The organism is Kribbella sp. NPDC058245, assembly GCF_042882005.1.
Taxonomy (GTDB): Bacteria; Actinomycetota; Actinomycetes; order Propionibacteriales; family Kribbellaceae; genus Kribbella.
The window spans coordinates 266,204-291,124 of record NZ_JBHVWY010000002.1 but is presented as its reverse complement, the minus strand read 5'-3'; the positions used below and the strand labels follow the sequence as shown (position 1 = coordinate 291,124).

Annotated in this window: 21 protein-coding genes and 2 riboswitches; of the genes, 15 read left to right on the top strand and 6 right to left on the bottom strand. The window is 68.4% G+C overall.

Features of this window, described 5'->3' with window-relative positions:
- Positions 1–41 precede the first annotated feature (41 nt).
- The 4 genes from ACFVWG_RS04880 to ACFVWG_RS04865 all read left to right on the top strand — a co-directional run bounded on the left by ACFVWG_RS04880 (position 42) and on the right by ACFVWG_RS04865 (position 4,822).
- Positions 42–926: a hypothetical protein gene (locus tag ACFVWG_RS04880; protein WP_391541805.1), complete on the top strand. Its 885-nt coding sequence runs from the start codon at positions 42–44 to the stop codon at positions 924–926.
- 28 nt (positions 927–954) lie between these two features.
- Complete coding sequence (locus ACFVWG_RS04875) at positions 955–1,749, top strand: hypothetical protein (protein WP_391541804.1); 795 nt, start codon at positions 955–957, stop codon at positions 1,747–1,749.
- A gap of 63 nt (positions 1,750–1,812) precedes the next feature.
- A complete protein-coding gene (gene uvrB, locus ACFVWG_RS04870; protein ID WP_391541803.1) occupies positions 1,813–3,918 on the top strand; it encodes an excinuclease ABC subunit UvrB in 2,106 nt (701 codons plus the stop codon).
- A gap of 4 nt (positions 3,919–3,922) precedes the next feature.
- Positions 3,923–4,822, top strand: coding sequence for a class I SAM-dependent methyltransferase (locus ACFVWG_RS04865; RefSeq protein WP_391541802.1), 900 nt, complete (start codon positions 3,923–3,925; stop codon positions 4,820–4,822).
- On the opposite strand, the gene ACFVWG_RS04860 is transcribed toward ACFVWG_RS04865, so the two are convergent.
- Positions 4,795–6,054: an MFS transporter gene (locus ACFVWG_RS04860; protein WP_391541801.1), complete on the bottom strand. Its 1,260-nt coding sequence runs from the start codon at positions 6,052–6,054 to the stop codon at positions 4,795–4,797. The two genes, ACFVWG_RS04865 and ACFVWG_RS04860, sit on opposite strands and share 28 nt — an antisense overlap.
- Positions 6,041–7,066, bottom strand: coding sequence for a LacI family DNA-binding transcriptional regulator (locus tag ACFVWG_RS04855; RefSeq protein WP_391541800.1), 1,026 nt, complete (start codon positions 7,064–7,066; stop codon positions 6,041–6,043). The genes ACFVWG_RS04860 and ACFVWG_RS04855 overlap by 14 nt, the downstream gene beginning before the upstream one ends.
- 278 nt (positions 7,067–7,344) lie before the next feature.
- On the opposite strand from ACFVWG_RS04855, the gene ACFVWG_RS04850 reads away from it, so the two are divergent.
- The 3 genes from ACFVWG_RS04850 to ACFVWG_RS04840 all read left to right on the top strand — a co-directional run bounded on the left by ACFVWG_RS04850 (position 7,345) and on the right by ACFVWG_RS04840 (position 9,814).
- Positions 7,345–7,716, top strand: a complete 372-nt coding sequence (locus ACFVWG_RS04850; RefSeq protein WP_391541799.1) for an MmcQ/YjbR family DNA-binding protein — start codon at positions 7,345–7,347, stop codon at positions 7,714–7,716.
- Positions 7,717–7,781: 65 nt separating this feature from the next.
- Positions 7,782–8,519, top strand: a complete 738-nt coding sequence (locus ACFVWG_RS04845) for an SDR family NAD(P)-dependent oxidoreductase (protein WP_391541798.1) — start codon at positions 7,782–7,784, stop codon at positions 8,517–8,519.
- A gap of 260 nt (positions 8,520–8,779) precedes the next feature.
- Positions 8,780–9,814: a TerC family protein gene (locus ACFVWG_RS04840; RefSeq protein ID WP_391541797.1), complete on the top strand. Its 1,035-nt coding sequence runs from the start codon at positions 8,780–8,782 to the stop codon at positions 9,812–9,814.
- 1 nt (position 9,815) lies between these two features.
- Here ACFVWG_RS04840 and ACFVWG_RS04835 read toward each other — a convergent pair whose 3' ends face one another.
- From ACFVWG_RS04835 to ACFVWG_RS04825, 3 genes are read right to left on the bottom strand one after another with little or no spacing between them, the layout of a single operon-like run.
- Positions 9,816–10,685 carry an NlpC/P60 family protein gene (locus tag ACFVWG_RS04835; protein WP_391541796.1) on the bottom strand — a complete coding sequence of 290 codons (870 nt, stop codon included), beginning with the start codon at positions 10,683–10,685 and terminating at the stop codon, positions 9,816–9,818.
- The gene (locus tag ACFVWG_RS04830; RefSeq protein ID WP_391541795.1) at positions 10,682–11,740 is read right to left on the bottom strand and encodes a mandelate racemase/muconate lactonizing enzyme family protein; all 1,059 of its coding nucleotides are present in this window, start codon (positions 11,738–11,740) and stop codon (positions 10,682–10,684) included. The genes ACFVWG_RS04835 and ACFVWG_RS04830 overlap by 4 nt, the downstream gene beginning before the upstream one ends.
- Positions 11,737–12,531: a serine hydrolase gene (locus ACFVWG_RS04825; protein ID WP_391541794.1), complete on the bottom strand. Its 795-nt coding sequence runs from the start codon at positions 12,529–12,531 to the stop codon at positions 11,737–11,739. The genes ACFVWG_RS04830 and ACFVWG_RS04825 overlap by 4 nt, the downstream gene beginning before the upstream one ends.
- Before the next feature lie 43 nt (positions 12,532–12,574).
- Between ACFVWG_RS04825 and ACFVWG_RS04820 the strand changes: the two genes are divergently transcribed.
- From ACFVWG_RS04820 to ACFVWG_RS04795, 6 genes are all read left to right on the top strand, one after another.
- Positions 12,575–13,501: a cobalamin biosynthesis protein gene (locus tag ACFVWG_RS04820; protein ID WP_391541793.1), complete on the top strand. Its 927-nt coding sequence runs from the start codon at positions 12,575–12,577 to the stop codon at positions 13,499–13,501.
- Complete coding sequence (locus ACFVWG_RS04815) at positions 13,492–14,175, top strand: phosphoglycerate mutase family protein (protein WP_391541792.1); 684 nt, start codon at positions 13,492–13,494, stop codon at positions 14,173–14,175. The genes ACFVWG_RS04820 and ACFVWG_RS04815 overlap by 10 nt, the downstream gene beginning before the upstream one ends.
- A complete protein-coding gene (locus ACFVWG_RS04810) occupies positions 14,166–15,119 on the top strand; it encodes a DUF3500 domain-containing protein (RefSeq protein ID WP_391541791.1) in 954 nt (317 codons plus the stop codon). The genes ACFVWG_RS04815 and ACFVWG_RS04810 overlap by 10 nt, the downstream gene beginning before the upstream one ends.
- A gap of 120 nt (positions 15,120–15,239) precedes the next feature.
- Positions 15,240–15,376, top strand: a riboswitch (cobalamin riboswitch).
- Positions 15,377–15,411: 35 nt separating this feature from the next.
- The gene (gene cobN, locus ACFVWG_RS04805; RefSeq protein ID WP_391541790.1) at positions 15,412–19,119 is read left to right on the top strand and encodes a cobaltochelatase subunit CobN; all 3,708 of its coding nucleotides are present in this window, start codon (positions 15,412–15,414) and stop codon (positions 19,117–19,119) included.
- 12 nt (positions 19,120–19,131) lie between these two features.
- Complete coding sequence (gene surE, locus ACFVWG_RS04800) at positions 19,132–19,893, top strand: 5'/3'-nucleotidase SurE (RefSeq protein ID WP_391541789.1); 762 nt, start codon at positions 19,132–19,134, stop codon at positions 19,891–19,893.
- The gene (locus ACFVWG_RS04795; RefSeq protein ID WP_391541788.1) at positions 19,890–20,750 is read left to right on the top strand and encodes an alpha/beta fold hydrolase; all 861 of its coding nucleotides are present in this window, start codon (positions 19,890–19,892) and stop codon (positions 20,748–20,750) included. Before surE ends, ACFVWG_RS04795 begins: the two co-directional genes overlap by 4 nt.
- A 1,066-nt stretch (positions 20,751–21,816) precedes the next feature.
- Here the strand turns inward: ACFVWG_RS04795 and ACFVWG_RS04790 are convergent.
- Complete coding sequence (locus ACFVWG_RS04790) at positions 21,817–21,984, bottom strand: 3-keto-5-aminohexanoate cleavage protein (RefSeq protein ID WP_391541787.1); 168 nt, start codon at positions 21,982–21,984, stop codon at positions 21,817–21,819.
- Positions 21,985–22,070: 86 nt separating this feature from the next.
- Positions 22,071–22,146, top strand: a riboswitch (cobalamin riboswitch).
- An 80-nt stretch (positions 22,147–22,226) separates the two neighbouring features.
- On the opposite strand from ACFVWG_RS04790, the gene ACFVWG_RS04785 reads away from it, so the two are divergent.
- Together ACFVWG_RS04785 and cobO are read left to right on the top strand one after the other, a co-directional pair.
- Positions 22,227–24,302, top strand: a complete 2,076-nt coding sequence (locus ACFVWG_RS04785) for a putative cobaltochelatase (protein WP_391541786.1) — start codon at positions 22,227–22,229, stop codon at positions 24,300–24,302.
- A complete protein-coding gene (gene cobO, locus ACFVWG_RS04780) occupies positions 24,302–24,916 on the top strand; it encodes a cob(I)yrinic acid a,c-diamide adenosyltransferase (protein WP_376031823.1) in 615 nt (204 codons plus the stop codon). Before ACFVWG_RS04785 ends, cobO begins: the two co-directional genes overlap by 1 nt.
- The last annotated feature ends 5 nt before the right edge of the window (positions 24,917–24,921 follow it).

The window sequence follows — 24,921 nt, the reverse complement described above, 5'->3', positions numbered from 1 at the left end:
CCGGGAAACGCGACAAGGGGGCCGGGGACAGCAACCCGTGGGTGAGTAAACCCGGCCCCGACGACGACACCGAGGCAGCGCCGGCTCCGGCGCTGCCGCCGTCCCCGTGGAACCTCGAGGTCCCACCGGCGCCCGCTGGTTCGGGGTCGCCGTGGTCCGGTGACAAGGTCCCGGACACCGAGGCCGTTCCGCCTCCAGCTCCGGCGGCAGCCAGTGGTCCTGGCCCGGCGACCGAGACGTCGTCGGCCTGGGGCGACAAGGTCGGTCCGCCGTCGCTGCGCCGCCCGGCGCCGGAGAAGAAGCGGCCGCGGATCCCACCGCTGCTGCTGCCGATCGGTGCCGGGCTGATCGTGGTCGTGATGGTCGCGGTCGCGCTGGTGCTGCTGTCCGGTGGCGACGGCAACGACGCCGACCCGGGCCCGAGCCCGTCGACGCCGAGTGCGACGCCGACCACGCCGTACACGCCACCGGCCGGTGCGATCCCGGTCGAGTTCGGAGTGTCCGTCGTACCGGTGCCGGGCTGGAGCGTGCTGGAGACCGAGAAGCAGGGCAAGGAACTCGTCACCTACGCACCGGACGGCAAGCCGCGGGCGTTCTTCTGGGTCCGGCAGAAGCAGAACGTCGCGGCGAAGGCCTATCTGCTCGCGATCATCGAGGGCGAGACCGAGAACGAGATCGCCAAACTCGGCGACGAGCGGAACCTGCCGTGCCCCAAGGACGTCCTGGAGGAGTGCATCGCGATGAGCTACACCTCCACCGCCAAGGACGATGCCGGACAGGACGTCGCAGTGCAGGGCTACGTGGAGGTCTACGTCCGCAAGGACAAGGTGGCCACCGCGGTGGACTTCCGGACCCGGGTCGACTTCGCGCCCAAGGCCGAAGCGGACGGCGCCCAGATGAAGACGTCGGTTCTCGACAGCCTGTGACGAACCCCCGACACCACGAGGAAAAGCTATGAGTCAGCAGTACGGACCGCCTCCCGGCCCGCCGCCGGCCGCCGCACCCGGTGGCTGGGGATCCGGTCCCGGTACGCCCACGGGCCCTGGCGGCTGGGGACCCGGACCGAACCGTCCGCAGGGCCGGCCCGCCAAGTCGAACCGCTCCCAGTTCATCATCATCGGCGCCGCGGCGCTGGCCGTCGTACTGGTCGCTGTCGGCGTCGTCCTGCTGGTGACCGGTGGCGGTGGCGAGGACCAGCCCGCTGCGGTTCAGACCCCGGATGCGCCGGGCACCCTGTACACGCCGCCGGCCGGGTCCAAGCCGGACGACTCCAAGGGGCCGAACGACGTCGGCGTCGAGGTCGGCCGCGGGATCTGGTTCACCCCGGCCAAGGGCTGGCTGCCGGACCCGAAGTCCAGGTCCGGGCAGAACTACATCCTGCAGCAGTTCAACGTGCGCGGCCTGATCGACGGGTACTTCTGGGTCCGCCAGACCGAGCTGTACGACGCGAAGGGGTTCGCCGAGCACCTGGTCGACATCGAGTCGAACGGCATGCAGAACGTGGTGATCGGCAAGGGTGAGGAGTGCAAGCCGGCCAACGAGGCGATCAAGGCCTGCTACCGGCTGAACTACACCGCCAAGATCAAGACCGCCAAGAACGGGCTGATCGACTACCAGGGCTTCGTCACGTCGTACTCGGACAAGTGGGACCGGATCACGGCGACCGACGTGGGCCTGGAGACGCGGGTCTACGAGCGCCGCAAGGACAACCTCAAGTCGATGAACGACAGCGTCGAGCGGAGTTTTTGACCTTTTGGGCCTCTGACCTGCGGTTTTCAGTTTTTGTCGGTGCCGCCACGTACCTTTGATCCCATGCGACAGGTGACAGATCTCCAGCGGATGGTGGCGCCGCTCAAGGTGGTGTCCGATTTCGATCCGGCCGGTGACCAGCCGGCCGCGATCGCGGACCTCGAGCGGCGGATCAACTCCGGTGAGCAGGACGTGGTCCTGCTCGGTGCGACCGGTACCGGCAAGACGGCCACGATCGCCTGGCTGGCCGAGAAGATCCAGCGCCCGATGCTGATCCTGCAGCCGAACAAGACGCTGGCGGCGCAGTTCGCGACCGAGCTGCGGCACTTCTTCCCCGAGAACGCCGTCGAGTACTTCGTCTCGTACTACGACTACTACCAGCCCGAGGCGTATGTCCCGCAGACGGACACCTACATCGAGAAGGACTCCTCGATCAACGAGGAGGTCGAGCGGCTGCGGCACTCGGCGACCTGGTCGCTGCTGACCCGGCGCGACGTGATGGTGGTGGCGACCGTCTCCTGTATCTACGGCCTGGGCTCCGCGGACGAGTACCTGAACCGCATGATCCACGTGAAGGTCGGCGACGAGATGGACCGCGACGGTCTGCTCCGCAAGCTGGTCGGCGTGCAGTACGCGCGCAACGACCTGGCCGGCACCCGCGGCACCTTCCGGGTCCGCGGCGACACGCTCGAGGTCTTCCCCGTCTACCAGGAGCTCGCCGTCCGGGTGGAGTTCTTCGGCGACGAGATCGAGCGCGTGATGACGCTGCACCCGTTGACCGGCGAGGTGCTGAGCGAGGAGCAGGAGCTCTACATCGGTGCCGCGACGCACTACGTGACCGCGCCCGAGAAGATGGAGCGCGCGATCACCTCGATCGAGGCCGAGCTGGCCGAGCGGCTGGCCGAGCTCGAGCGGGGCGGCCAGCTGCTGGAAGCCCAGCGGCTCCGGATGCGGACGACGTACGACATCGAGATGATGCGCCAGATCGGCACCTGCTCCGGGATCGAGAACTACTCCCGGCACACCGACGGCCGGGAGACCGGGACGGCACCGCACTGCCTGCTGGACTACTTCCCCGAGGACTTCCTGCTCGTCATCGACGAGTCGCACGTGACGGTCCCGCAGATCGGCGGGATGTACGAGGGCGACATGTCACGCAAGCGGACCCTGGTCGAGCACGGGTTCCGGCTGCCGTCGGCGATGGACAACCGGCCGCTGCGCTGGGAGGAGTTCCTCGAGCGGATCGGCCAGACGGTCTACCTGTCCGCGACCCCGGGGCAGTACGAGCAGGACAAGTCCGACGGGTTCGTCGAGCAGATCATCCGCCCGACCGGTCTGATCGACCCCGAGGTCATCGTGAAGCCGACCAAGGGCCAGATCGACGACCTGATCCACGAGATCCGCGGCCGGGTCGAGCGCGACGAGCGAGTGCTCGTCACCACGCTGACCAAGAAGATGTCGGAGGACCTGACCGACTACCTGCTGGAGATGGGCATCCGGACCAGGTACCTGCACAGCGAGGTCGACACCCTGCGGCGCGTCGAGCTTCTGCGCGAGTTGCGGATGGGGGAGTACGACGTCCTCGTCGGTATCAACCTCCTGCGCGAAGGCCTCGACCTGCCGGAGGTGTCGCTGGTCGCGATCCTCGACGCGGACAAGGAAGGCTTCCTGCGCTCCGGCCGGTCCCTGATCCAGACCATCGGCCGAGCGGCCCGAAATGTCTCCGGCCAGGTCTTCATGTACGCCGACAAGATCACCCCGTCGATGGAGTTGGCCATCGACGAGACCAACCGGCGCCGTACCAAACAGATCGCCTACAACCTCGAGAAGGGCGTCGACCCGCAGCCGCTGCGGAAGAAGATCGCCGACATCACCGACATGCTCGCCCGCGAGGACGCCGACACCGCCGAACTCCTCGGCTCCGGTCGCAACCAGTCCCGCGGCAAGGCTCCGGTTCCCGGCGGCGGCAAGGGCCGCGCCGGCGAGAAGGCCAAGGAGCTGGCCGGCGGCCTGCCGTCGTCCGACCTCGCCGACCTCATCCAGCAGCTCACCGACCAGATGCACAACGCGGCGGCCGAGCTCCAGTTCGAGGTCGCTGCCCGCTACCGCGACGAAATCTCCGAGCTCAAGAAGGAACTCCGCCAGATGACCAACGCCGGCGCCAAGTAGCCCGATGGTTTCGGAACGCCACGAGGGCGACTCGTGGGACCTCGCATCCGGCGTCGGCTCGACCGCTACAGCGGCCGCAGCCGCACGGGCGATCGCGTCTCGCGAGTCTCCCGAGATCGTCAACGACCGGTACGCCGAGCCGCTCGTCCGCGCGGTCGGTATCGACCTGCTCACGCGGCTGGCGAGCGGCGAACTCCCGCCCGGTGACCTGGTCGAGCAGGTCGCGATCGACGTGGCGAAGGTTCGCCCGAGGTTCTACGACGACTTCTTCCTCGACGCGACCGCCGCCGGGATCACCCAGGTCGTCATTCTGGCGGCCGGTCTGGATTCCCGCGCGTACCGGTTGCCGTGGCCCGCCGGGACCGTCGTCTACGAGCTCGACCAACCGGCCGTGATCGAGTTCAAGACCCGCACGCTCGCCGACCTTGGCGCGAAGCCCACCACCGACCGGCGAGCAGTCGCAGTCGACCTTCGCGACGACTGGCCGACCGCTCTCCGCACCGCGGGCTTCGACCCGGCCCTGCCCACGGCCTGGAGCGCCGAAGGCCTGCTCGGCTATCTCCCACCCGAGGCTCAAGACCTTCTGCTGGACACCCTCACCAATCTCAGCGCCCCCGGCAGTCGAGTAGCCACCGAGAGCCGACCCGGCGACGAAGCCACCGCCAAGGCGAGCCTCGACCGTCTCTCCGATCGCTGGCGCGCCCAAGGCTTCGACCCCAAGATGGGCCAGCACCGCTACTACGGCCCCCGCAACGAAGCCGCGCCGTACCTGACCTCTCTCGGCTGGACCCTCACCGCAACCCCTGTCACCACTCTCCTCGCCGTCCGCGACCTGGCTCTCCCCGCCGCCGACGACCTCCGTCTGACCAGCACTCTCTACGTGAGCGGCGTCCTGTCCGAATGACTGGCCTGCGCGGAGCGCGTTGGATCCGAACGGGCTTGGACGGCTAGGCCGATGACGGCCGAGAGCCCGAGGGCGGCTGGGATGAGGAAGACGCGAGGCAGGCCGAGGGTGGCTACTCCGAGGCCGCCTCCGGCACCGCCGATGGCGGAGGCCAGGGCTGTGGAGCTGAGGAAGATGGCGGAGGCGGTGGCGACGGCTGATGGCAGGAGTCGTTGGGCGACGATGATTCCGAGAGCGGCGAAGACTCCCCAGACGCCGCCCATCAGGATCTGGCCCGCGAACAGGCCGACGGCGGTACCGGTGGTGGCGAAGCAGAGGTTGGCGGCGACGCCGAACGCCGCGCCGACCACCATCAGCCGCATCATTCCGATGCGGCGTGCGACCAGAACGGCCAGCGGCATCAGGAGGATCTCGACCAGGGGCTGGATGCCGATGATCGCGCCACTGGTTCCGGCGGGGAGCTGCAGCTGCTCGTTCATGTAGATCGGCAGGTAGGCGTACTTGATCGGTTCTCCCGCGTAGACGAGCACATAGAGCCCCGTGAAGGCGAGGAGCGGCGCCATCGCCCGGAGGCCGGGAGCACGGAGATGCGGTTCGGACCGCTCGTCCGTCGACGGTGGCGGCGGGCGGAGGAGGCCGAGCGGGACAACCTGGGCAAGGGTGCAGATCGCTGTGGCGACAAGCATCGTCCGCAGCGAGCTTTGGGCTGCCAGGAAGGATCCGGCAACGGGACCGATGACCCAGCCGCCGGTGAGCGCCATCCGGACGATGGCGACCACGCCGTCGTTGCCGGGATTCGGAGACGCCTTCAGGCCATCGTGAAGAGCAGCGAAGAGCTGGGAGGTCGCAGCGCCTGCGAAGCCGAGCACGATCGCACTGATCGCATAGGGCATCCACAGTTGCGTGGAGAACGCGATACCCAGCCAGCCCGCGAACCCGGCGACGGCGCAGACCCGGAACAAGCCCAGTCGCGCGCCGGTACGGTCCGACCGTCTGCCGACGAGGTAGCCGAGAATCGGCGCGGTCAGGCTGGTCAGATAGAAGAGCCCAGCTGCCGTGAGCGAAGCCCCCAGGTCGTTGACGAGGAACGACGCGATCTGCGGTGCGGCTGCCGAGAAGCCCAGGCCGGACAGGAACAAGGCGACCGTGGCACCGCGGTACAACGGCGAGGCAAGCGTCAGCCGGAGCGCCGACGTACGCGCCGGAGTCTCTATCGTGTCACCGATTCCCACCTGCCCTCCCCGCGCTCAGGTCCCGGGCACTTTCCCGTACGACGAGCTCGACCGGGAACTGTTGTCGGTGTCCGCGCGCAGGCCCTCCCGCCAGCAGCAGACGTGCTGCCGTGGCGGCCATCTCCTCGACCGGCAGCCGCATCGTGGTCAGGGGCGGATTGCTGCAGACGGCGGCGATGCTGTCGTCGAAACCGACGATGCTCACGTCGTCCGGAACCCGTCGGCCGCTCGCGGTGATGGCTTGGACGGCGCCGGCAGCCATCAGATCGCAGGCGACAAACAGTGCGTCGATGTCCGGGTGCTGTTCGAGCAACTGTTGCGCAGCGTCATGCCCGCCCTCACGCAGAAAGTCGCCATCGGCACTCAGATCGGCCATGCCAAGACGTTGCGTGGCTTGCAGGTATCCGGCCCGCCGGTCAATGGCGCAGGGGTTGAGCGCCGGTCCGTGAATGGCGGCGATCCGGCGGTGGCCCAGTTGGTAAAGGTAGTTGACCGCCTCCTCCGCGCCGCCGATGTTGTCGGCCTGCATACCGGGCACGGGTGAATCGGTGCGCACCATCGAGACGGCGTGCCGGCATCGACGGTAGAAACGGGCAGCCAGGTCCGGGGTGATGTCGGCAAAGACCGCGCCGAGCGTGGTGTTCGAGGCGATCTCATCGATCTCGTCGGCAGCTGTGTCCGGGCTGACCGCGTGCAGTCGCAGCTGTGCGTTGACGCCTTGGACCACGGGCATCAGACCCGCCAGCACGCGGCTGATGTACGGGTGGGTCCCGAGCCAGCCGACGCCAGAGCGGGAGGTCACGACGATGACGTCGATGGCGCGCTGACGGCCGGTGGCCAGGGCCCGGGCAGTCTCGTTGGGCTGGTAGCCCAACTCGGTCACCGCTGCGCGGACCCGCTCCCGCAGCGGCGCGGACGCGCCGGGCACATCGTTGATCACGCGGGACGCGGTCGCTCGGGAGACGCCGGCCAGCTGCGCGACATCCTCGATCGTGGGTTTCAGCATGCTCATCGGCGGGTGCACTCTCCATCAGGGCGCGCGCTGCGGCGCAAGTGCATCGAACGGTAGACCTGAGAGCGCTCTCAGCCGAAGGTATCCGCCGAGTGAGGAGAAAGCGAGTGAGGAGAAAGTCGGCCGCCCCCGTCGGCGCCCGGCCCCGGCCATTTGAACGGACAACCCCTGAAGTTGACGGTTCTCTGGTCAAAAAATGAGGGGAGAACCGGCAACTCGAACGGAGATCCCCTCAAATTACTGGGCCCCGGTGGTCGGCGGCATACTCGGGAGACTCGGTGGATGCTGACGGTGCTTGGGAAGGTGGCGTGATGGGGCGGGACGAGGTGCTGGAGTACTGCTTGGGGAAGGCGGGGGCCTGGCAGGACGAGCCTTGGGACGGGGATGTGGTGGCGAAGGTCGCCGAGAAGATCTTCGTGTTTCTCGGGTCCGACACGGTGGGGCTGAAGTGCGGGGCGAATCGGGAGGAGGCCGACGAGTTGGTGGCGGCCTATCCCGAGGATGTGTGGAAGATGCCTTATATCGGGCGGTCGGGGTGGAACACGGTGCGGTTCGGGGGAGCGGTACCGGATGACGAGGTGTTCGAGCTGATCGACGCGTCGTACCAGACCGTGGTGGCGAAGTTGCCGAAGAGCCGTCGGCCTTCCTGAGCAGTTTTGGGGGTGGTGGTCGGCGAGTCGGGGCGGCGGGGGAGCGGCGAATCTAGCCTCGGGGCATGACTGAGCTGTGGGGGAAGAAAGCGCTCGTGACCGGGGCTACGTCGGGGATCGGGCGGGCGATCGCGCGGAGTTTCGCCGCGGCCGGAGCCGAGGTCGTGGTGACGGGCCGAAGGGCTGAGCAGGGAGCAGAGACGGTTGAGCTGATCACCGGGGCCGGGGGTAAGGCGACGTACGTGCAGGCTGATTTCGGCGAGATGGCCGAGGTCGAGCGGCTGGCGCAACTGGTGGGCGAGGTGGACATCCTGGCCAACAACGCCGGGTACTACCCGATGGTCCCGACGACCGCGCTCACCCCCGACGAATATCAGCGCATCTACGACGTGAACCTGCGCAGCGCCTACTTCCTGACCGCTGCGATCGCGCCGCGGATGGCGGCCAGTGGCGGCGGAACGATCGTCAACACGTCCTCGATCGGTGCCCGGATCGGCATGCCGGTGGCGGCTGCGTACAGCGGGACCAAGGCGGCGTTGGAGTCGATGACCCGTTCGTGGGCGGTCGAGTTCGGGCCGTCCGGCGTACGGGTCAACGCGGTCTGCGCGGGTGCGGTTCGCACCGAGACGCTGCTGGCGATGGTGCCGGAGGAGGTGCTGCAGGAGACCAGCGCGCAGGGACCTTTGGGACGCATCGGTACGGCGGAGGAGATCGCCGAGGTGGTGTTGTTCCTCGCCTCGCCGCGGTCCAGTTTCGTCACCGGCGCGGTGATCGTCGCGGATGGCGGTTTCAGCGTCCCGTAGTCCACGGACGGTGACCGGCCACCGTCCGTGACTATTCCCCAACCGCCTTGTGATGATTTCGACAGGCGGACACGGTGTCCTGGATTTGGAGTCTGGGTCGGCGACCCGTCAGACTGGGGGTGAAGAAGGGGAGTATTCCTTCGCGGCGGCATCGTCATCACGGCCGTGGGTTCACGCTCACGCCCGGTGCCCCGGTCGGCCAGGTGGTCGGCGGAAGAGACCTTCGGAGTCCTGTTTCAGCTGCGCTCCGGAGGTTGTCTATGCACGTCGCTGACTACGTTTGGTACATCACGGTCGGTCTGTTGCTGGCGTTGCTCGCCTTCGACGTCTTCGTGATCGGCCGCCGTCCGCACGAACCCACGACCCGGGAGTCCGCGATCGCGATCGCGTTCTACGTCGGTCTGGCGGTCGTCTTCGGGCTCGGTGTCTGGTTCTTCTCCGGCGGCGAGTACGCCGGTGAGTTCTTCGCCGGCTGGCTGACCGAGTACAGCCTGAGCGTCGACAACCTCTTCATCTTCCTGATCATCATGTCCAGGTTCAGCGTGCCGAGGAAGTACCAGCAGACGGCGCTGCTGGTCGGCATCATCCTGGCGCTGGTCTTCCGCGGCGTCTTCATCGCCGTCGGCGCCGCGGCGATCAACGAGTTCTCCTGGGTCTTCTACATCTTCGGCGCGTTCCTGGTCTACACCGCGATCCACCTGGCCTCGCAGGGTGAGAACGACGACGAGGACTACAAGGAGAACGCGGTCATCCGGTTCGCGAAGAAGCGGCTGAACGCGACCGACGAGTACAACGGCGTCAAGCTCACCGTGATGAAGAACGGCAAGCGCCTCGTCACCCCGATGGCGATCGTCATCATCGCGCTCGGTACGACGGACCTGCTGTTCGCGCTCGACTCGATCCCGGCGATCTACGGCCTCACGCAGGAGCCGTTCCTGGTCTTCACCGCGAACGTCTTCGCCCTGATGGGCCTGAGGCAGCTGTACTTCCTGCTCGGCGATCTGCTGAAGCGCTTGGTGTACCTGTCGATCGGCCTGTCGGTGGTGCTCGCGTTCATCGGGGTGAAGCTGGTCCTGCACGCGATGCATGTCAACGAGTTGCCGTTCATCAACGGCGGTCACCACATCGAGTGGGCGCCCGAGATCCCGATCTGGTTCTCGCTCGGCTTCATCATCGTCACGCTCGGCGTCACCACGGTGCTGAGCCTGCGCAAGTCCCGCATCCAGAAGGCGGACGACGCGGAGGCTGCCGCGGTCGAGCCGGCGCCTGAGGCAACAGACGCCAAGAACAGCTAGTTCAGAACCGGGCGGCGGCGACCAACGTCTTACGCCGCTCGTCGGGAAGCGGCGCGTCCTCGAGCCGCTTCCCGGTCTCGGACGCGTGCAGCATCCCGGTGGGGGAGACGAACCCGACGTGGTGCACGATCTTGCCGGGGCGCGCGAAGAAGTACAGGTCGCCGGGCTGGACCTCGTCGATCGAGATGTTCTGCAGTGTGTCCGCCTGGTCGTGGGCGTCGCGTGGGATCCGCAGACCGAGCACCCGGCTGACCGTGTGCGTCAGCCCGGAGCAGTCCAGCCCGTACGCCGACGTACCGCCCCACAGGTATTCCAGCCCGAGGAACTGTGACCCGAGCCGCAACCGGTCCTCAGGTGTCGACGGCTCACCAACAGCACGCAGTACGTCGTTCGCGAGCCACCCGGACCCGCCGTCGGGAGTGGCGACCCGCGTGTACTCGTCGGCCTGCTCGACCGAGGCCAGCACGGTGCCGAACGACAGCGTCATCACTGGTGCACCAGAGCCCGGCTCTGCGAGTAGGGGCGCAGTAGGCACGGTCACAGCGACCGGATCGGTCGCACTGCTCGGCAGCTCACCCAGGTGGCTCGACGGCACCCAGCCTGGATAGCCGAGTTCGTCTCCGGACGACGGCTGCCACGGCGCGATGATCTCCGACCAGCCGTCTCGCTCGGAGCGGACCAGGACGGGTTCTGCGAACAGCAGCTGGGACAGCGTCCGGCCGTGCAGGCCGAGGCGGCTCTCCGTGTCCATCGACTTCGCCCAGGCAGCCACATCGGGCTGCGCGGCGATGGCGGGCGCGTCGACCTCACGGGGCGCGTCCGTTCCGGTCCACACCGTGCTGATCGGGACCTTGGCGGCGGCAAGCTTCATAAGGACAAGCCTGTCACGCCGAGGCCAGGCTCAAACGGAAGGTGGATCAGCGAGCCGTCGTACCGGATTCCGCCGATCACCGGTGCGTCACGGAGCCACCACGCCGCGTCGAGATCGTTGATCGCGGAGGTCGGATAGGCGGCCACCAACGCGGCGGCGGCGCCGATTCCGACATGACTTTCCATCATCGAACCGACCGCAGTACCGAGGCCGTGCTCGCGGGCGAGCTCCAGCAGGGTCCGGGCCGGCCCGAGGCCGCCGCACTTGGCGAGCTTCACATTGACCATGTCGGCAGCGCCGTGCCGGATCACCGCCACGAGGTCGCGGACGCCGTACACGGACTCGTCGGCGAGGATCGGGGTGTTCACCCGGTCGGTCACCCAGGCCATGCCTTCGAGGTCGGCGGCCGCGACCGGCTGCTCGACCAGTTCGAGGTCGCAGTCCTCGAGTGCCCGGATGGCGTTGACGGCGTCGCGACGAGACCAGCCCTGGTTCGCGTCGAGCCGCAACCGTGGTCCCGGTCCGATCGCATCCCGCACGCGGCGGACCCGCTCGACGTCGCCGGCCGCATCGGTACCGACCTTCACCTTCAGTACGTCGAACCCGTCCGCGACCCGTGCCGTCGCGGCAGCCGCGAGTGCATCCGCGTCGCCGACCGAGAGCGTCACGTCGGTCCGAACGGTGTTGACCGTTGAGCCGAGGAAGGCCTGCAGGCTGACGCCGAGCCGACGGGCGGCGAGATCGTGCAAGGCGACGTCGACCGCGGCCTTGGCGCCGAAGTTGCCGGCGGTCGCGTTCTGAACGCGGCGCAGTGCCTCGGTCAGGTCGTCCGGACCGAGGCCGTTCAAGGCAGTGGCGATCGGCCCCTCGACACAGGCTTGAGCGCCTGCGAGCGATTCGCCGGTGACCTTCCAGACCTGCGGCGCCTCACCCCAGCCGCTGTGCGAGCCGTCGCTGAGTTCGACCAGCAGCGAGTCGGCATGTGTCGCGGTCCGCAGTGCGGTGATGAAGGGGGTGTGCAGCGGCGCGGAGATCAGGTGGGTGGTGAGCTTCATCGAACCGCTCCCAGGTCGTGCCGGTGGTTCCACGCCTCCAGCGCGATCTCCGCGATCAGCTGCTGTGCACGCGCATCCGGCAGGTCGGACGTCGTACAGACTGTGAGGACGAACGGGTCCGCGTCGGGTGGTCGGACGATGCCGCCGTCGTGGCGGATGCGGACGTCCCAGCCGTTCTTGTGCTCGACCCGGGTGCCGGCGGGGAGTAGCGCGGGGATCTCGCCGTTCCACTGGTTGCCCGCGAGCAGGTCGCGCAGATACTGGTTGTCCACGGCAACGAGTACGCCGGCCAGCCCGGCCGGGCTCATCTCGTTGCTGATCCCGGCCGCCTGGGCCGCGCGATCGTCGATCCCGCGGCGGATCGCGCTGCGCCCGTCGCCGTACTCGGCGAGCACTGCCTGCGCCGCGTCGATGCCGACCTGTTCGAGGACGAGGTTCGTGGCCAGGTTGCTGGACAGCGTGATCATCTCGGTCGCGAGCCAGCCGAGCGGGACCTTCGTGCCGAGCTTGGTCCAGCTTGCCGGCGCCTCGTCCTCGTCCGGGTTCACGCCGAACCGGCCGCCGGCCTGCGAGGCGAAGTCGTTGTGCACGGCCACTGGCTGGTCGAGGGCGAGTTCACCGGCCGCGATCTTGCGCAGCATCGCCATCGCCACCGGCAGCTTCATCGTGCTGGCGGAGTAATGCGTCCGCTCCGCTTGGTGCTCGAACACCGGCGTCCCGTCGGCCCGTCCCAGCCACACCCCGAACTCGCCGCTCCCGTCGACCGCCCGGAGCAGTCCCGCAATACCCATGCCACTCAGCCTCGCACATTTCTTTCCTGGCAAACTTGCCAGGGTGTCCACAACTTTCGGGCTGCTGCTCGGCTTCGTCGCAGATCGTGTGCTCGGCGATCCGCGGCGTTTCCATCCGGTCGCCGGGTTCGGGCAGACCGCGGCCCGGCTGGAGTCACACCTGTACGCCGACTCGCGAGTGGCCGGTACGGCGTACACGACTGCACTGGTCGGTACGACGGCGCTCGCGGGTGTCATGGCTGAGCGGCTGACGCGTGAGCGGCCGGTGCTGCACACGCTGGTCACAGCCGCGGCCACGTGGAGTGTGCTGGGCGCTCGGAGCCTGGAGCGCGAGGCCGAGACCATGGCCGGGCTGCTGGAGGAGAAGGACATCCCAGCGGCACGTGATCGGCTCAGCCACCTATGCGCTCGGGACGCGACGCATCTGGAGGCTGACGAGCTCGCCCGGGCCACGGTGGAGTCTCTGGCCGAGAACACCTCGGATGCGTGTGTGGCGCCGCTGCTGTGGGGCGGAGCGCTCGGAGTGCCGGGGCTGCTGGCGTACCGCGCGATCAACACGCTGGATGCGATGGTCGGGTACCGCTCGCCCAAGTACGCGAACTTCGGATGGGCCTCTGCACGGCTGGATGATCTGGTGAACCTCCTGCCGGCCCGGGCATGCGCCGTACTGACTGGTGTCGTTGCTGGCCGCTATGGCGAGGCACGGCGGGTGTGGGAACGGGATGCGCCCCAGCACCCGAGTCCGAACGCCGGTCCGGTCGAGGCGGCGTTCGCTGGTGCGCTGGGCTTGTCGCTGGGTGGGACGAACAACTACGGGTCCTATACCGAGGACCGTGGCACGCTGGGGGACGGACCGACGCCGACAGTCGCTGACGTCCGCCGTACGGCGGTGCTGGCGCGGCGAGTCGGAGTCGCGGCGGCTGGTGCGGCCGCGATCCTGGCAGTGGCGAGAGGACGGTTATGGGACTGAGCCGGCGACCACTGCGGATCGTGTTGATGCGGCACGGCGAGTCCGAGGCGAACCTGGACAAGTCGATCTACGAGCGAGTGCCGGACCACTCTGTGGCGCTGACGGCGCACGGGTGGGAGCAGGCGGCGCTCGCCGGGCAGGAGCTCCGAGACCTGTTCGAGAACGAGCCGATCCGGGTCTACGTCTCGCCGTACCTGCGCACGCTGGAGACGCTCAAGGGGCTCAAGCTCGACGACCTGATCGGGATCGCCCGGGAAGAGCCGCGGCTGCGTGAGCAGGACTGGGCGAACTTCCAGGACACCGAGGACATCGAGCGGCAGGAGAAGCTGCGCGACGCGTACGGGCACTTCTTCTACCGGTTCACCCATGGCGAGTCGGGGTCGGACGTGTACGACCGGGTATCGAGCTTCCTGGAAACGATGCACCGTGACTTCGAACAGGCGGATGCGCCGCGCAACGTACTGCTGGTGTCGCACGGGCTGACCATGCGGCTGTTCTGCATGCGGTGGTTCCACTGGTCGGTCAAGTACTTCGAGACGCTGCGGAACCCGGGCAACGCCGAAACACGCGTGCTGCTGCGGCAGCCGGACTACCGGTACAAGCTGGACCGACCGTTCGAACAGTGGACGACGACTTACGAGCCGAAAGAACAGGAGCGCGCCGCGTGGTTGTAGAGCAGACCCGTCAGGCAGCCATCGAACTGCTGGAGAGCCTGCGGCCGGCACAGCGCAGTCTGATCCAGGCGCCGTTCGACACCCCGGACCACCAGGATTGGACCTACCTGCCCGGCCACCGGCCCGGACTGCCGCTGTCCGCGCTCAGCCCGGAACAGCAGCAGTTGGCGCAGCGGCTGATCGCCCTTGGCTGCAGCGAACGCGGACTGGCCGACTCACTCGCCGTACTGGATGCTGAGGTGATTCTGCGCGGGCATCCGGTTCCTGCGACCGCAGACTGGCAGGACTCGCTGGCCACGCCGGGCTACTTCCTGCGGATCCTGGGTGACCCCTCCGGCTTCGAGCCGTGGGCCTGGCGGCTGAACGGTCACCACCTGGCGATCCACCTGACGCTGGTCGACGGTGCGATCTCGTTCACACCGTCGTTCATCGGCTCCAACCCGGCCGTCGCCCCCTCGGGCCGGCGCTTCCTGGCTGCGGAGCACGACCTGGGCTTCCAGCTCCTAGATGCTTTGGATGACAGCCAGCGCGCTGTCGCCGTCGTCTCACCCGACGCCCCCGACGACATCCTCACCCGGCACGACCCGGTCGCCGACCCGTCCCTCCTGCACCGCGGACTCGCGTACGGCGACATGACCGCCGAGCAGCGTCAGCTCCTCAGCCTCCTGATCGGCCAGTACGTCGGTCGCGCGGCGGGCCCGATCGGCCTCCTGACCTGGCAGGACCTGACCGAGCAGGGCATGGAGAACCTCACCTTCGCGTGGGCCGGCGAAACCACCCCCGGCATCGGCCACCGCCATTACTACTCCCTGGCCGCCCCCACCTTCCTGGCCGAGTACGACAACACCCAGGACAACGCCAACCACATCCACGCCGTCTGGCGCTCCCACCGCTCCGACTGGGGCACAGACCTCCTCGCCGCCCACTACGCCGCCCACCGCTGACCTAGCGTCCGAAAACACGCTGACCACGTACTGCAAACCTTCGGACGCTGTGGATCAGGCGTTCGCAACGTCCGAAAACACGCCGACGAGGTACTACGGGGCTTCGGACGTTGTGCAGGGGGTCGGATAGGGTTCAGAGGTTCAGCGACAGCTGGGCAGGAACCCGGTGTGAGTCCGGGACGGTCCCGCCACTGTGACCCACCGGCAAGAGACACCGCCGCGGGGAGTCAGGAACTGCTGCTGTCGCACCTCCGGCCGGGGCGTGGATACCCCCAGGAAGGACCGGTTCAGCGTGCCCGCGAACCTGTTGCTGTTGTCTACTGCCGACACTGACCTACTGGCTGCGGCGGAGGCGGGAACCGGCTGGAAGGTCGCGAACCCGGCGCGCCTGGAGCTGTCTGAGCTCGGTCCGCTGCTGGACGCCGCCCAGATCGTGGTGGTGCGGCTCCTGGGCGGTAAGCGCGCCTGGGAGGACGGACTGGACGCCGTACTCGCGTCTGGGAAGCCCGCTGTGGTTGTGAGCGGTGAGGCGGCACCCGATGCGGAGCTGATGTCGCTGTCGACTGTGCCGGCGGGTGCGGTGACCGAGGCGCTGGCGTACCTGCGTGAGGGTGGCGCGGACAACCTGCGGAACCTGGCCGGCTTCCTGAGCGACACCATTCTGCTCACCGGCGACGAATTCGACCCCCCTGCCGCGCTTCCGGCGTACGGGGTGCGGGGGACCTTCACTGATGACGACCGGCCGGTGGTCGGGATCGTCTACTACCGGGCGCATGAGATCGCGGGGAACACCGCATTCGTCGACGTGCTCGCGGCCGAGGTCACCAAGGCCGGTGCGCAACCGCTGCCCGTGTACTGCGGGACACTGCGCGGGCTGGACCCGACGAGCGACGAGAACGCAGGTCTGTTCGAGCTGCTGCGCAAATGCGACGTACTGGTCACCACGCTGCTCGCAGCCGGCGGATCGGTGGCTGCGAACGCCAGCGCCGGGGGTGCGGACGACGCCTGGGACGCGGGCGCGCTCGCCTCACTCGACATCCCGCTGATTCAGGGGCTCGCACTGACGTCGACCCGCGAACAGTGGCTCGCCAGTGACGCGGCGATCAGCCCGCTGGACGCTGCCACGCAGGTGGCGATCCCTGAGTTCGACGGCCGGATCATCACGATCCCGTTCTCGTTCAAGGCGTACGACGCGGACGGGCTGGCGCGGTATGCGCCGGATCCGGAGCGGTGCACCCGGCTGGCCGGGATCGCGGTCGCGCATGCTCGCCTGCGGCACGTCCCGGTGGCCGAGAAGCGGCTCGCGCTCGTGCTTTCGTCGTACCCGACCAAGCACGCCCGGATCGGCAACGCGGTCGGTCTCGACACCCCCGCCTCGGCGGTCCAGCTGCTCGGCAAGCTCGAGGAGGCTGGGTACGACCTCGGCGGCCTCGACCTGAGCGAGTTGCAGGGCGCTGATGGTGCGGACGGGCTGATCCACCGGCTGATCGCAACCGGCGGTCACGATGTCGACTGGCTGACCGACGACCAGCTTGAGAACGCTGTCGCCAAGGTGCCGCTGTCCACGTACGCGAAGTGGTTCGGCCAGGTGCCGGAAACGTTGCGCGAGGCAATGACCGAGGCCTGGGGCGAGGCGCCCGGATCCCTGTACGTCGACACCTCTGGACCCGAGACTGCGATCGCGCTGGCCGCGCTGCGGTTCGGGAACGTCGTACTGATGATTCAGCCGCCGCGTGGTTTCGGCGAGAACCCGGTCGCGATCTACCACGATCCCGATATGGCGCCGTCGCACCACTACCTGGCGGCGTACCGGTGGTTGGAGAACGCGCCGGCCGACGGCGGGTTCGGGGCGCACGCTGTCGTGCACCTGGGCAAGCACGGAACGCTGGAATGGCTTCCTGGCAAGGGCATCGGGATGGCGGCCGACTGCGCGCCGGACGCCGTGCTCGGGAACCTGCCGATGGTCTACCCGTTCATCGTCAACGACCCCGGTGAGGGGACGCAGGCGAAGCGGCGGGCGCACGCGGTCGTGGTCGACCACCTGGTGCCGCCGATGGCGCGGGCCGAGACGTACGGCGACATGGCCAAGCTGGAGTATCTGCTCGACGAGTATGCGACCGTGCAGGCGCTCGACCCGGAGAAGGTCCCGACGCTGCGGGCACAGATCTGGACGCTGATCCAGGCGGCGCAACTGCACCACGATCTGCATACCGACGAGAAGCCGGACGACGAGGCGTTCGACGAATTCGTTCTGCATCTGGACGGGTATCTGTGCGAGATCAAGGACGTTCAGATCCGTGACGGCCTGCACATCCTTGGCGGTGTGCCAGCCGACGAGGCGCGGATCAACCTGGTGCTCGCCGTACTGCGGGCGCGGCAAATGTGGGGCGGTTCGTACTCGATCCCCGGTCTGCGTGCCGCGCTGGGTGAGACCTTCGGTGTCGACGAGGCCGAGCTGCTCGCGAACCCTGGCCTGGCCGCTGAGCTGACCGAGCTCGCGACGCTGGCCGACCTGCCGGCCGTGAGTGGTGCAGACGGCGTCGACATCCTGGAGGCGGCCGCGCGCAAGCTGGTCGTCGCAATGGAGACGCTGAACTGGGACGCGTCGAAGGTGCCGGTCGTTGTCACCGAGGTCATCGGCCGGTCGTCGATGGGCGTCGAGTCCTCGCTGACCTTCGCCGCGACCGAGGTCGTGCCGCGGTTGAACCGCACGGACGACGAGCTCACGAACGTTCTGCGCGCCCTGGACGGACGCTTCATCGAGGCGGGTCCTTCGGGTTCACCGACCCGCGGTCTGGTGAACGTGCTGCCGACCGGACGGAACTTCTACGCGGTCGACCCGAAGGCGATCCCGAGCCGGAATGCCTGGGACGTCGGCGTCGCGCTGGCCGACTCGCTGCTGGCCCGGCACCAGTCCGAGACCGGCGAATGGCCGCGCTCGGTCGGCCTGACCGTGTGGGGTACGTCGGCGATGCGCACCCAGGGTGATGACCTGGCCGAGGTGTTGTGGTTGCTCGGCTGCCGCCCGGTGTGGGACGAGGCCTCGCGCCGCGTCACCGGGTTCGAGGTGGTGAGCTTGGAGGAGCTGGGCCGGCCGCGGATCGACGTGACGATCCGGATCTCCGGCTTCTTCCGGGACGCGTTCCCGCACGTCGTACAGCTGCTCGACGAAGCGGTCCGGACGGTCGCGGCGCTGGACGAAGATGCCGCCGACAACTATCTCCGGGCTCACGTCGACGATGACGTTGCCGCGGGCAACGACGTACGGTCGGCAACGGCTCGGGTCTTCGGATCCAAGCCAGGCTCGTACGGCGCTGGTCTGCTGCCGCTGGTGGACGCCCGGAACTGGCGGACCGACGCCGAGCTGGCCGAGGTGTATGCGGTCTGGGGCGGGTACGCGTACGGCAAGGACCTGGACGGCACCGAGGCGCGCGGATCGATGGAGCGTGCCTACGCGCGGATCCAGGTGGCGGCGAAGAACGCGGACACCCGTGAGCACGACATCATGGATTCCGACGACTACTTCCAGTACCACGGCGGCATGATCGCGATGGTGCGGCACCTGACCGGGTCGAACCCGAAGGCCTACGTCGGCGACTCCGCCGTACCGGCGCAGGTTCGCACCCGGACGCTGGAGGAAGAGACGAAGCGGGTCTTCCGGGCGCGGGTCGTGAACCCGCGGTGGATGGCCGCGATGCGGCGGCACGGGTACAAGGGTGCCTTCGAGATGGCGGCGACCGTCGACTACCTCTTCGGGTACGACGCGACCGCGGGCGTGGTCGACGACTGGATGTACGAGACGCTCACCACCGAGTACGTCGCGGATCCGGAGATGGCCGAGTTCTTCCGCAAGTCCAACCCCTGGGCCCGGCACGGGATCGCCGAGCGGCTGCTCGAGGCCGCCCAGCGCGGGTTGTGGTCCGCACCGACCGACGAGGCGCTGGAGACCCTGCGGAACGCAGTCCTTGAGACGGAGGGTGACATCGAGGACCGCGGCTGATTGGGTGGAGCTATGGCGCGGATTCTGATCACCAACGATGACGGTTTCACCGCACCCGGGATCCGCGCGCTCGCTCCGGCGATCGCCGAGCTCGGCCACGACGTTTTCGTGGTCGCGCCGCTCGACGACCAGAGTGGCGTCGGCTCGGCGCGGGTCGGGGTGGCCAACCGGCCGATCCAGACCGTCGTCGAGGAAGCGGGCGGCATCAGCTACCGCGGGGTCGCCGGGACACCGGCACTCGCGGTGACACTGGCCACGCTCGGCGCGTTCGGCCCGGCGCCGGATCTGGTGCTGTCGGGGATCAACCGCGGCCACAACATCGGCGTACCGATCTTCCACTCCGGCACCGTGGCCGCGGCGCTGACCGCAGCCGGTCAGGGGGTCTCCGGCGTCGCGATCAGCATCCAGGGCATCGACCCGGTGAACTGGTCGACGGCGGCAACGATGGCCGGCGAGGCGCTGACGTGGATCGCGGCCGAGCCGGTGGGGACTGCGCTCAGCCTCAACGTGCCGGACCTACCGATCGACGAGCTGGCGGGAGTGCGGCACGCAACGCTGACCCCGATCACGCGCGAGCGGCTGGTGGCGACCACGGCTCCGACCGGCGAACCGATGATCACTGTCGCCCCGCTCCGCCCCGACCCACCGGCCGGCTCCGACGAGGCGCTGCTGCGCGCCGGCTACGTTACGGTCAGTCCGCTCGTCGGGATCCGCGTGTTGCCGGAGGACGATGCCGCGATCGCATTGGCGAAGCGACTGTCGTCGTACCGATGAGCCTGTACGTCGAGCAGTACGGCGACCCGGATGCGCCGCCGCTGCTGTTCATCCACGGTCACGGTGGTGGGTACCACTGGACGCAGTGCCAGGGTGCGCGACTCGGTTCGCAGCTCCACGTGATCTCGCCGGACCAGCGCGGCGTACTGCGGTCGGACCCGGCTGATGTCGAGATCCGGATGGACCTCCTGATCGACGACTTCGAGGAACTCCGCCGGCAGTTGGGTATCGAGCGCTGGGCGATCCTCGGTCACTCGGCCGGCGGCAACTACGCCGTCGAATACGCCATCCGGCACCCGTCGTCGGTCTCGGCCGTCATCTTCGACTGCCCCTGCTGGGACTTCGACGCCAACGACCGCTACCGCCTCCCGATCTTCGCCGATCTCTACGACCAAGCCGGCGACCCCGAGACCGCCGCCCGCTGCCGCGCCCTCGCCGCCCTGCCCCGTCGCCTCACCCCCGACGACAAAACCTACGAACTCGCCTTCGGCCTCGGCGACGCCTTCCAGGACTTCTCCTGGTACGACCCTTCCCGCCGCCCCGCCTTCGAACAACTAGGCCGCGACGCGGACCTCACCGAAGACCAATGGGCCCGCGGCTACAGCCACCTCTCCACCCTCGCCGACCTCTACACCTCCAAACTCGACCGCCTGGCCGACATCACCCAACCCACCCTCCTCATCCGAGGCACCAAAGACCCCGCCACCGACCCCCACTCAGTAGCCACCTACCAAGCCACCGGCCGCCCCGCCATCACCTTCACCCACTCCGGCCACTTCCCCCACTACGAAGAGCCCGACCTGTACGCCGAAGTGGTGCTGACCTTCCTGACGACAGGAAGTGTCGGCCGAAGCTGACCGCCTCGGAATTTGAGGCTCTTGTGACGTAGGTGTGGGTGGTTCGCGCGTCGTCGGACCGGCGGGTCGCCGTCCGATCGCAGGGTCGCCGGCGATGTGATCGGCGAGTGTGGGGAGGATGTCTTCGACTGAACGCACTGTGCTGCCGGACATCGATTCCTGGCGGCAATCTCCTTCCACTCGACGTCGGATCGCTGTTTCTGTACGGCGACTGAACCCACCGTGCTCGCCAGGGCGCGGAGGATGCGGCGGGGAGGGCGCAGGGTGGCGGGGGCGGACCGCAATCTCCTTCCACTCGACGTCGGATCGCTGTTTCTGTACGGCGACTGAACCCACCGTGCTCGCCAGGGGCAGAGGGATGCGGTGGGAGGGTGTGGGGTGGCGGGGGCGGACCGCAATCTCCTTCCACTCGACGTCGGATCGCTGTTTCTGCACGGCGACTGAACCCACCGTGCTCGCCAGGGGGCAGAGGGATGCGGCGGGAGGGCGTGAGGTGGAGTGGCGGGGCGGACCGCCAGCACCGTCTAACTCTGCGCGGCTCGGACAGTTCACGCTCAGCATCACCTGCCCGAGTAGCCGCACGAGAGGTTAGACGGTGGCACAGGTCCGCTACCCGGAGGGCGCCGGGATACAGCCCGGGGGGCGTGCACACCCCGCGGGGGCCTTGAACAAGCTATGCCTTGTTCACAGCCCCCATTTCCTGTCCACACCCCAGCAACTGCAAGCCGGTCACCTACTGCCAACGGTGGAACAGTGCCCAGCCAGCCCACCAGCCGCCGGTCAACTGACCCACCGCACTGCCCCCACCACACCGGTCAGCTGACTCACCGCACTGGCCCACCACACCGGTCAACTGACTCACCGCACTGCCCCACCACACGGGGAAGAGATCGGTACGCCGCTCCACCCACGAGTGGGTCAGAAGAGCCTCATCTGGTGGGCTATCCGTTGAGGTTGACCCTTCTCCCCTCAAAATTTGGGCAGAGAACCAGCACATTGAGCGGATATCCCCCTGATTTGGCCCAGCGGCCGACGGCCGGCCGTAGGGGATCACTTTGAGCACCCCTCAACCACGCGGCGCTCGTCGCAATGGTTGAACCGTGCTCAAGGCATCCCCCGGTCTTGTGCCAGCCGGTACGGCGGCCGCGGCGGCGTGGGCGAGTTCGTCAGGGGTGATGGGGACACCGGGGTGGTCGGCTCGGGTCCGGTCTCCGTTGAGGCACGCCTTGATCACCCGTCGACGATAAGCGCCGGTGGGTGTGAACCTCGTCGCTGAGGGGTGGGGCGGGGTGTGCCATGATCGAGCGGACGGGTGTGGAGGAACACCGGTGACCGGGTTTGGCCGGGACTCCGGGGCGGTCCCGCCACTGTGACCGGGAGACCGGGAGCCAGAACATCCACACCGCGTCCGCCGCGGTTTCGCGGCGTACCAGCTGCGCGGGCGTGGATACCCGCTGACGAAGGGACTTCCCGCTGATGCGGCCTGCGCCACCCTCGACCGGCTTTCCGTTCACCGCGGTGGTCGGGATGGACGACCTCCAGCTTGCGCTGATCCTGGCGACGATCTCACCGGCGATCGGTGGGGTACTGATCCGGGGTGAGAAGGGCACGGCGAAGTCGACCGCCGTCCGCGCCCTGACCGAGATCCTGCCGCCGGTCGAGGTCGTACTGGGCTGCCGCTTCTCGTGTGATCCCGAGGCTCCGGCGGCGGACTGTCCCGACGGACCGCATGCGGTGCCGGAGGCGGTCAGCCGCGCAGCGAGGTTGGTGGAGTTGCCCGTGGGTGCGACCGAGGACCGCGTGCTGGGGTCGTTGCATCTCGAGAAGGCGCTCGCCGAGGGAGTCACGGCGTACGAGCCGGGGCTGTTGGCTGCCGCGCACCGCGGACTCCTGTACGTCGATGAGGTCAACCTGCTGCACGACCACCTGGTCGACGTGTTGCTCGACGCGGCCGCGATGGGACGCGCGACGATTGAACGGGACGGGGTGTCGGTGACGCACCCGGCGCGGTTCGTGCTCGTCGGCACGATGAACCCGGAAGAGGGCGAACTGCGGCCGCAGTTGCTCGACCGGTTCGGCCTGACGGTTGACGTGGTCGCGAGCCGGGACCCCGCCGTACGGGTCGAGGTGATGCGCGCGCGGTTGTCCTACGAGGCTGACCCGGCGGCGTTCGTCACCCGGTACGACGGGCCGCAGCGGGAGCTCGCCGAGCGGATCGTCAAGGCACGCGACCTCCTGGGTGAAGTGATCCTGACCGACTCGGCGTTGCGCCAGATCGCCGAGATCTGCGCGTCGTTCGACGTGGACGGGATGCGCGCCGACCTGGTCACCGCCCGAACCGCCGTCGCCCACGCGGCGTGGTCGGGACGCACGGTCGTCGAGGTCGAGGATGTGCGCGCCGCCGCCAAGCTCGCCCTGCCGCACCGCCGCCGGCGGAACCCGTTCGACGCACCCGGCATGGACGACGACCAGCTCGAACAAGCCATCCAGAACAGCATGCCGCAAGACCCGGACGACGACCCCGATGGTGGACCCGACGGAGGCTCCGGCGGCGGCACCGACCCCGACACGGCACCGCCCACTGACTCGTCCGGCGACCGCAACCCCACGAACGAGCAGGACGAGGCAGAGACCCCCGCGACGGGGCCGGACCTTCCCCGGAACTCCGCTGACCCGGATCCAGCCGACCAGTCCACCGAACAGCCGGGCCGACCGACCCCGGTAGGCGAGGTGGCGGGCAGCTCCGAGCCCTACAAGGCAAGGCTGCTGAGCGTGCAGGCCGCAGGTGCAGGCGTAGCCGGCCGTCGGTCGCGAGCGATCACCGAGGTCGGCCGCGTAGTCGGCGACCGCCCCCGCGTCGGACGCGAGTCAGGTCGACCGCACCTCCTCGCGACGATCCGAGCAGCAGCACCCCACCAGCACGCGCGCGGCCGCACCGGCGCCGGACTGTCCGTCCGAGCGACCGACGTACGGCTGTCCGTTCGGGAAGGGCGTGAGGGAAATCTTGTGCTGTTCTGCGTGGACGCTTCAGGGTCGATGGGGACGAAGAAGCGGATGGGTGAGGTCAAGACGGCGATCGTTTCGTTGTTGCTTGATGCTTATCAGCGACGGGACACGGTGGGGCTCGTGACGTTTGCCGGGGCGGAGGCGACGGTTGCGCTGCCGCCTACGGGGAGTGTGGAGACTGCTGTACGGCGGCTTGAGTCGTTGCCGACGGGTGGTCGGACACCGCTGGCCGAGGGGTTGATGCAGGCGGCAGAGGTGTTGAGGATCGCAGCGATTCGGGATCCGCGGCGGCGGCCGTTGCTGGTGCTGGTGACGGATGGTCGGGCGACGCAGGGGGAGAAGGCGTTCGCGAGGGCCAAGCAGGCGGCTGGGTGGTTGGCGCAGCGCGGGATCGCGACTGTGGTGGTGGACTGCGAGCCGCGGCGCGGAGTGCGGCTGGGGCTGGCGGGTGAGCTGGCGGGCGATCTCGGGGCGGAGTACCTCGACCTCGGTGATGTTGCTGCTGGCAACCTTGTGCGGACGGTCTCGGAATGGAAGGTGGCCTGATGCCGAAGGGACAGCCGGAGGTCGTGCCGCAGGACGGGCTGACGACGCGGCAGCGCCGCAACCGGCCGCTGCTGATGGTGCACACCGGTGAGATGAAGGGGAAGTCGACCGCCGCCTTCGGGATGGCGTTGCGCGGCTGGAACCAGGGCTGGAACATCGGGGTCTTCCAGTTCGTGAAGAGCGCGAAGTGGAAGGTCGGCGAGGAAGGCGCCTTCAAGGCGCTCGGTCAGTTGCATGAGGCAACGGGTCAGGGCGGGCCGGTCGAGTGGCACAAGATGGGTGAGGGCTGGAGCTGGTCGCGCAAGGCCGGTACCGAAGAGGATCACGCCGCCGATGCCGTGGAGGGCTGGCGGGAGATCCAGCGCCGGATCGCCGCCGAGACGCACGATCTCTATGTGCTGGACGAGTTCACCTACCCGATGAAGTGGGGCTGGGTCGACGTCGACGAGGTCGTCGAGACGCTCGTGAACCGGCCCGGACACCAGTACGTCGTGATCACCGGCCGCAACGCCGACCAGCGCCTGATCGACGCGGCGGACCTGGTCACCGAGATGACCAAGGTCAAGCACCCGATGGATGCCGGCCAGAAGGGGCAGAAGGGCATCGAGTGGTAGTTCCG

What these genes read in the sequence shown, in the direction of transcription:
- ACFVWG_RS04875 (WP_391541804.1), top strand. Translation starts at nt 955, where the DNA reads ATGAGTCAGCAGTACGGACCGCCTCCCGGCCCGCCGCCGGCCGCCGCA.
- uvrB (WP_391541803.1), top strand. Translation starts at nt 1,813, where the DNA reads ATGCGACAGGTGACAGATCTCCAGCGGATGGTGGCGCCGCTCAAGGTG.
- ACFVWG_RS04865 (WP_391541802.1), top strand. Translation starts at nt 3,923, where the DNA reads ATGGTTTCGGAACGCCACGAGGGCGACTCGTGGGACCTCGCATCCGGC.
- ACFVWG_RS04855 (WP_391541800.1), bottom strand. Translation starts at nt 7,066, where the DNA reads ATGAGCATGCTGAAACCCACGATCGAGGATGTCGCGCAGCTGGCCGGC.
- ACFVWG_RS04845 (WP_391541798.1), top strand. Translation starts at nt 7,782, where the DNA reads ATGACTGAGCTGTGGGGGAAGAAAGCGCTCGTGACCGGGGCTACGTCG.
- ACFVWG_RS04840 (WP_391541797.1), top strand. Translation starts at nt 8,780, where the DNA reads ATGCACGTCGCTGACTACGTTTGGTACATCACGGTCGGTCTGTTGCTG.
- ACFVWG_RS04835 (WP_391541796.1), bottom strand. Translation starts at nt 10,685, where the DNA reads ATGAAGCTTGCCGCCGCCAAGGTCCCGATCAGCACGGTGTGGACCGGA.
- ACFVWG_RS04830 (WP_391541795.1), bottom strand. Translation starts at nt 11,740, where the DNA reads ATGAAGCTCACCACCCACCTGATCTCCGCGCCGCTGCACACCCCCTTC.
- ACFVWG_RS04825 (WP_391541794.1), bottom strand. Translation starts at nt 12,531, where the DNA reads ATGGGTATTGCGGGACTGCTCCGGGCGGTCGACGGGAGCGGCGAGTTC.
- ACFVWG_RS04815 (WP_391541792.1), top strand. Translation starts at nt 13,492, where the DNA reads ATGGGACTGAGCCGGCGACCACTGCGGATCGTGTTGATGCGGCACGGC.
- surE (WP_391541789.1), top strand. Translation starts at nt 19,132, where the DNA reads ATGGCGCGGATTCTGATCACCAACGATGACGGTTTCACCGCACCCGGG.
- ACFVWG_RS04795 (WP_391541788.1), top strand. Translation starts at nt 19,890, where the DNA reads ATGAGCCTGTACGTCGAGCAGTACGGCGACCCGGATGCGCCGCCGCTG.
- ACFVWG_RS04785 (WP_391541786.1), top strand. Translation starts at nt 22,227, where the DNA reads ATGCGGCCTGCGCCACCCTCGACCGGCTTTCCGTTCACCGCGGTGGTC.
- cobO (WP_376031823.1), top strand. Translation starts at nt 24,302, where the DNA reads ATGCCGAAGGGACAGCCGGAGGTCGTGCCGCAGGACGGGCTGACGACG.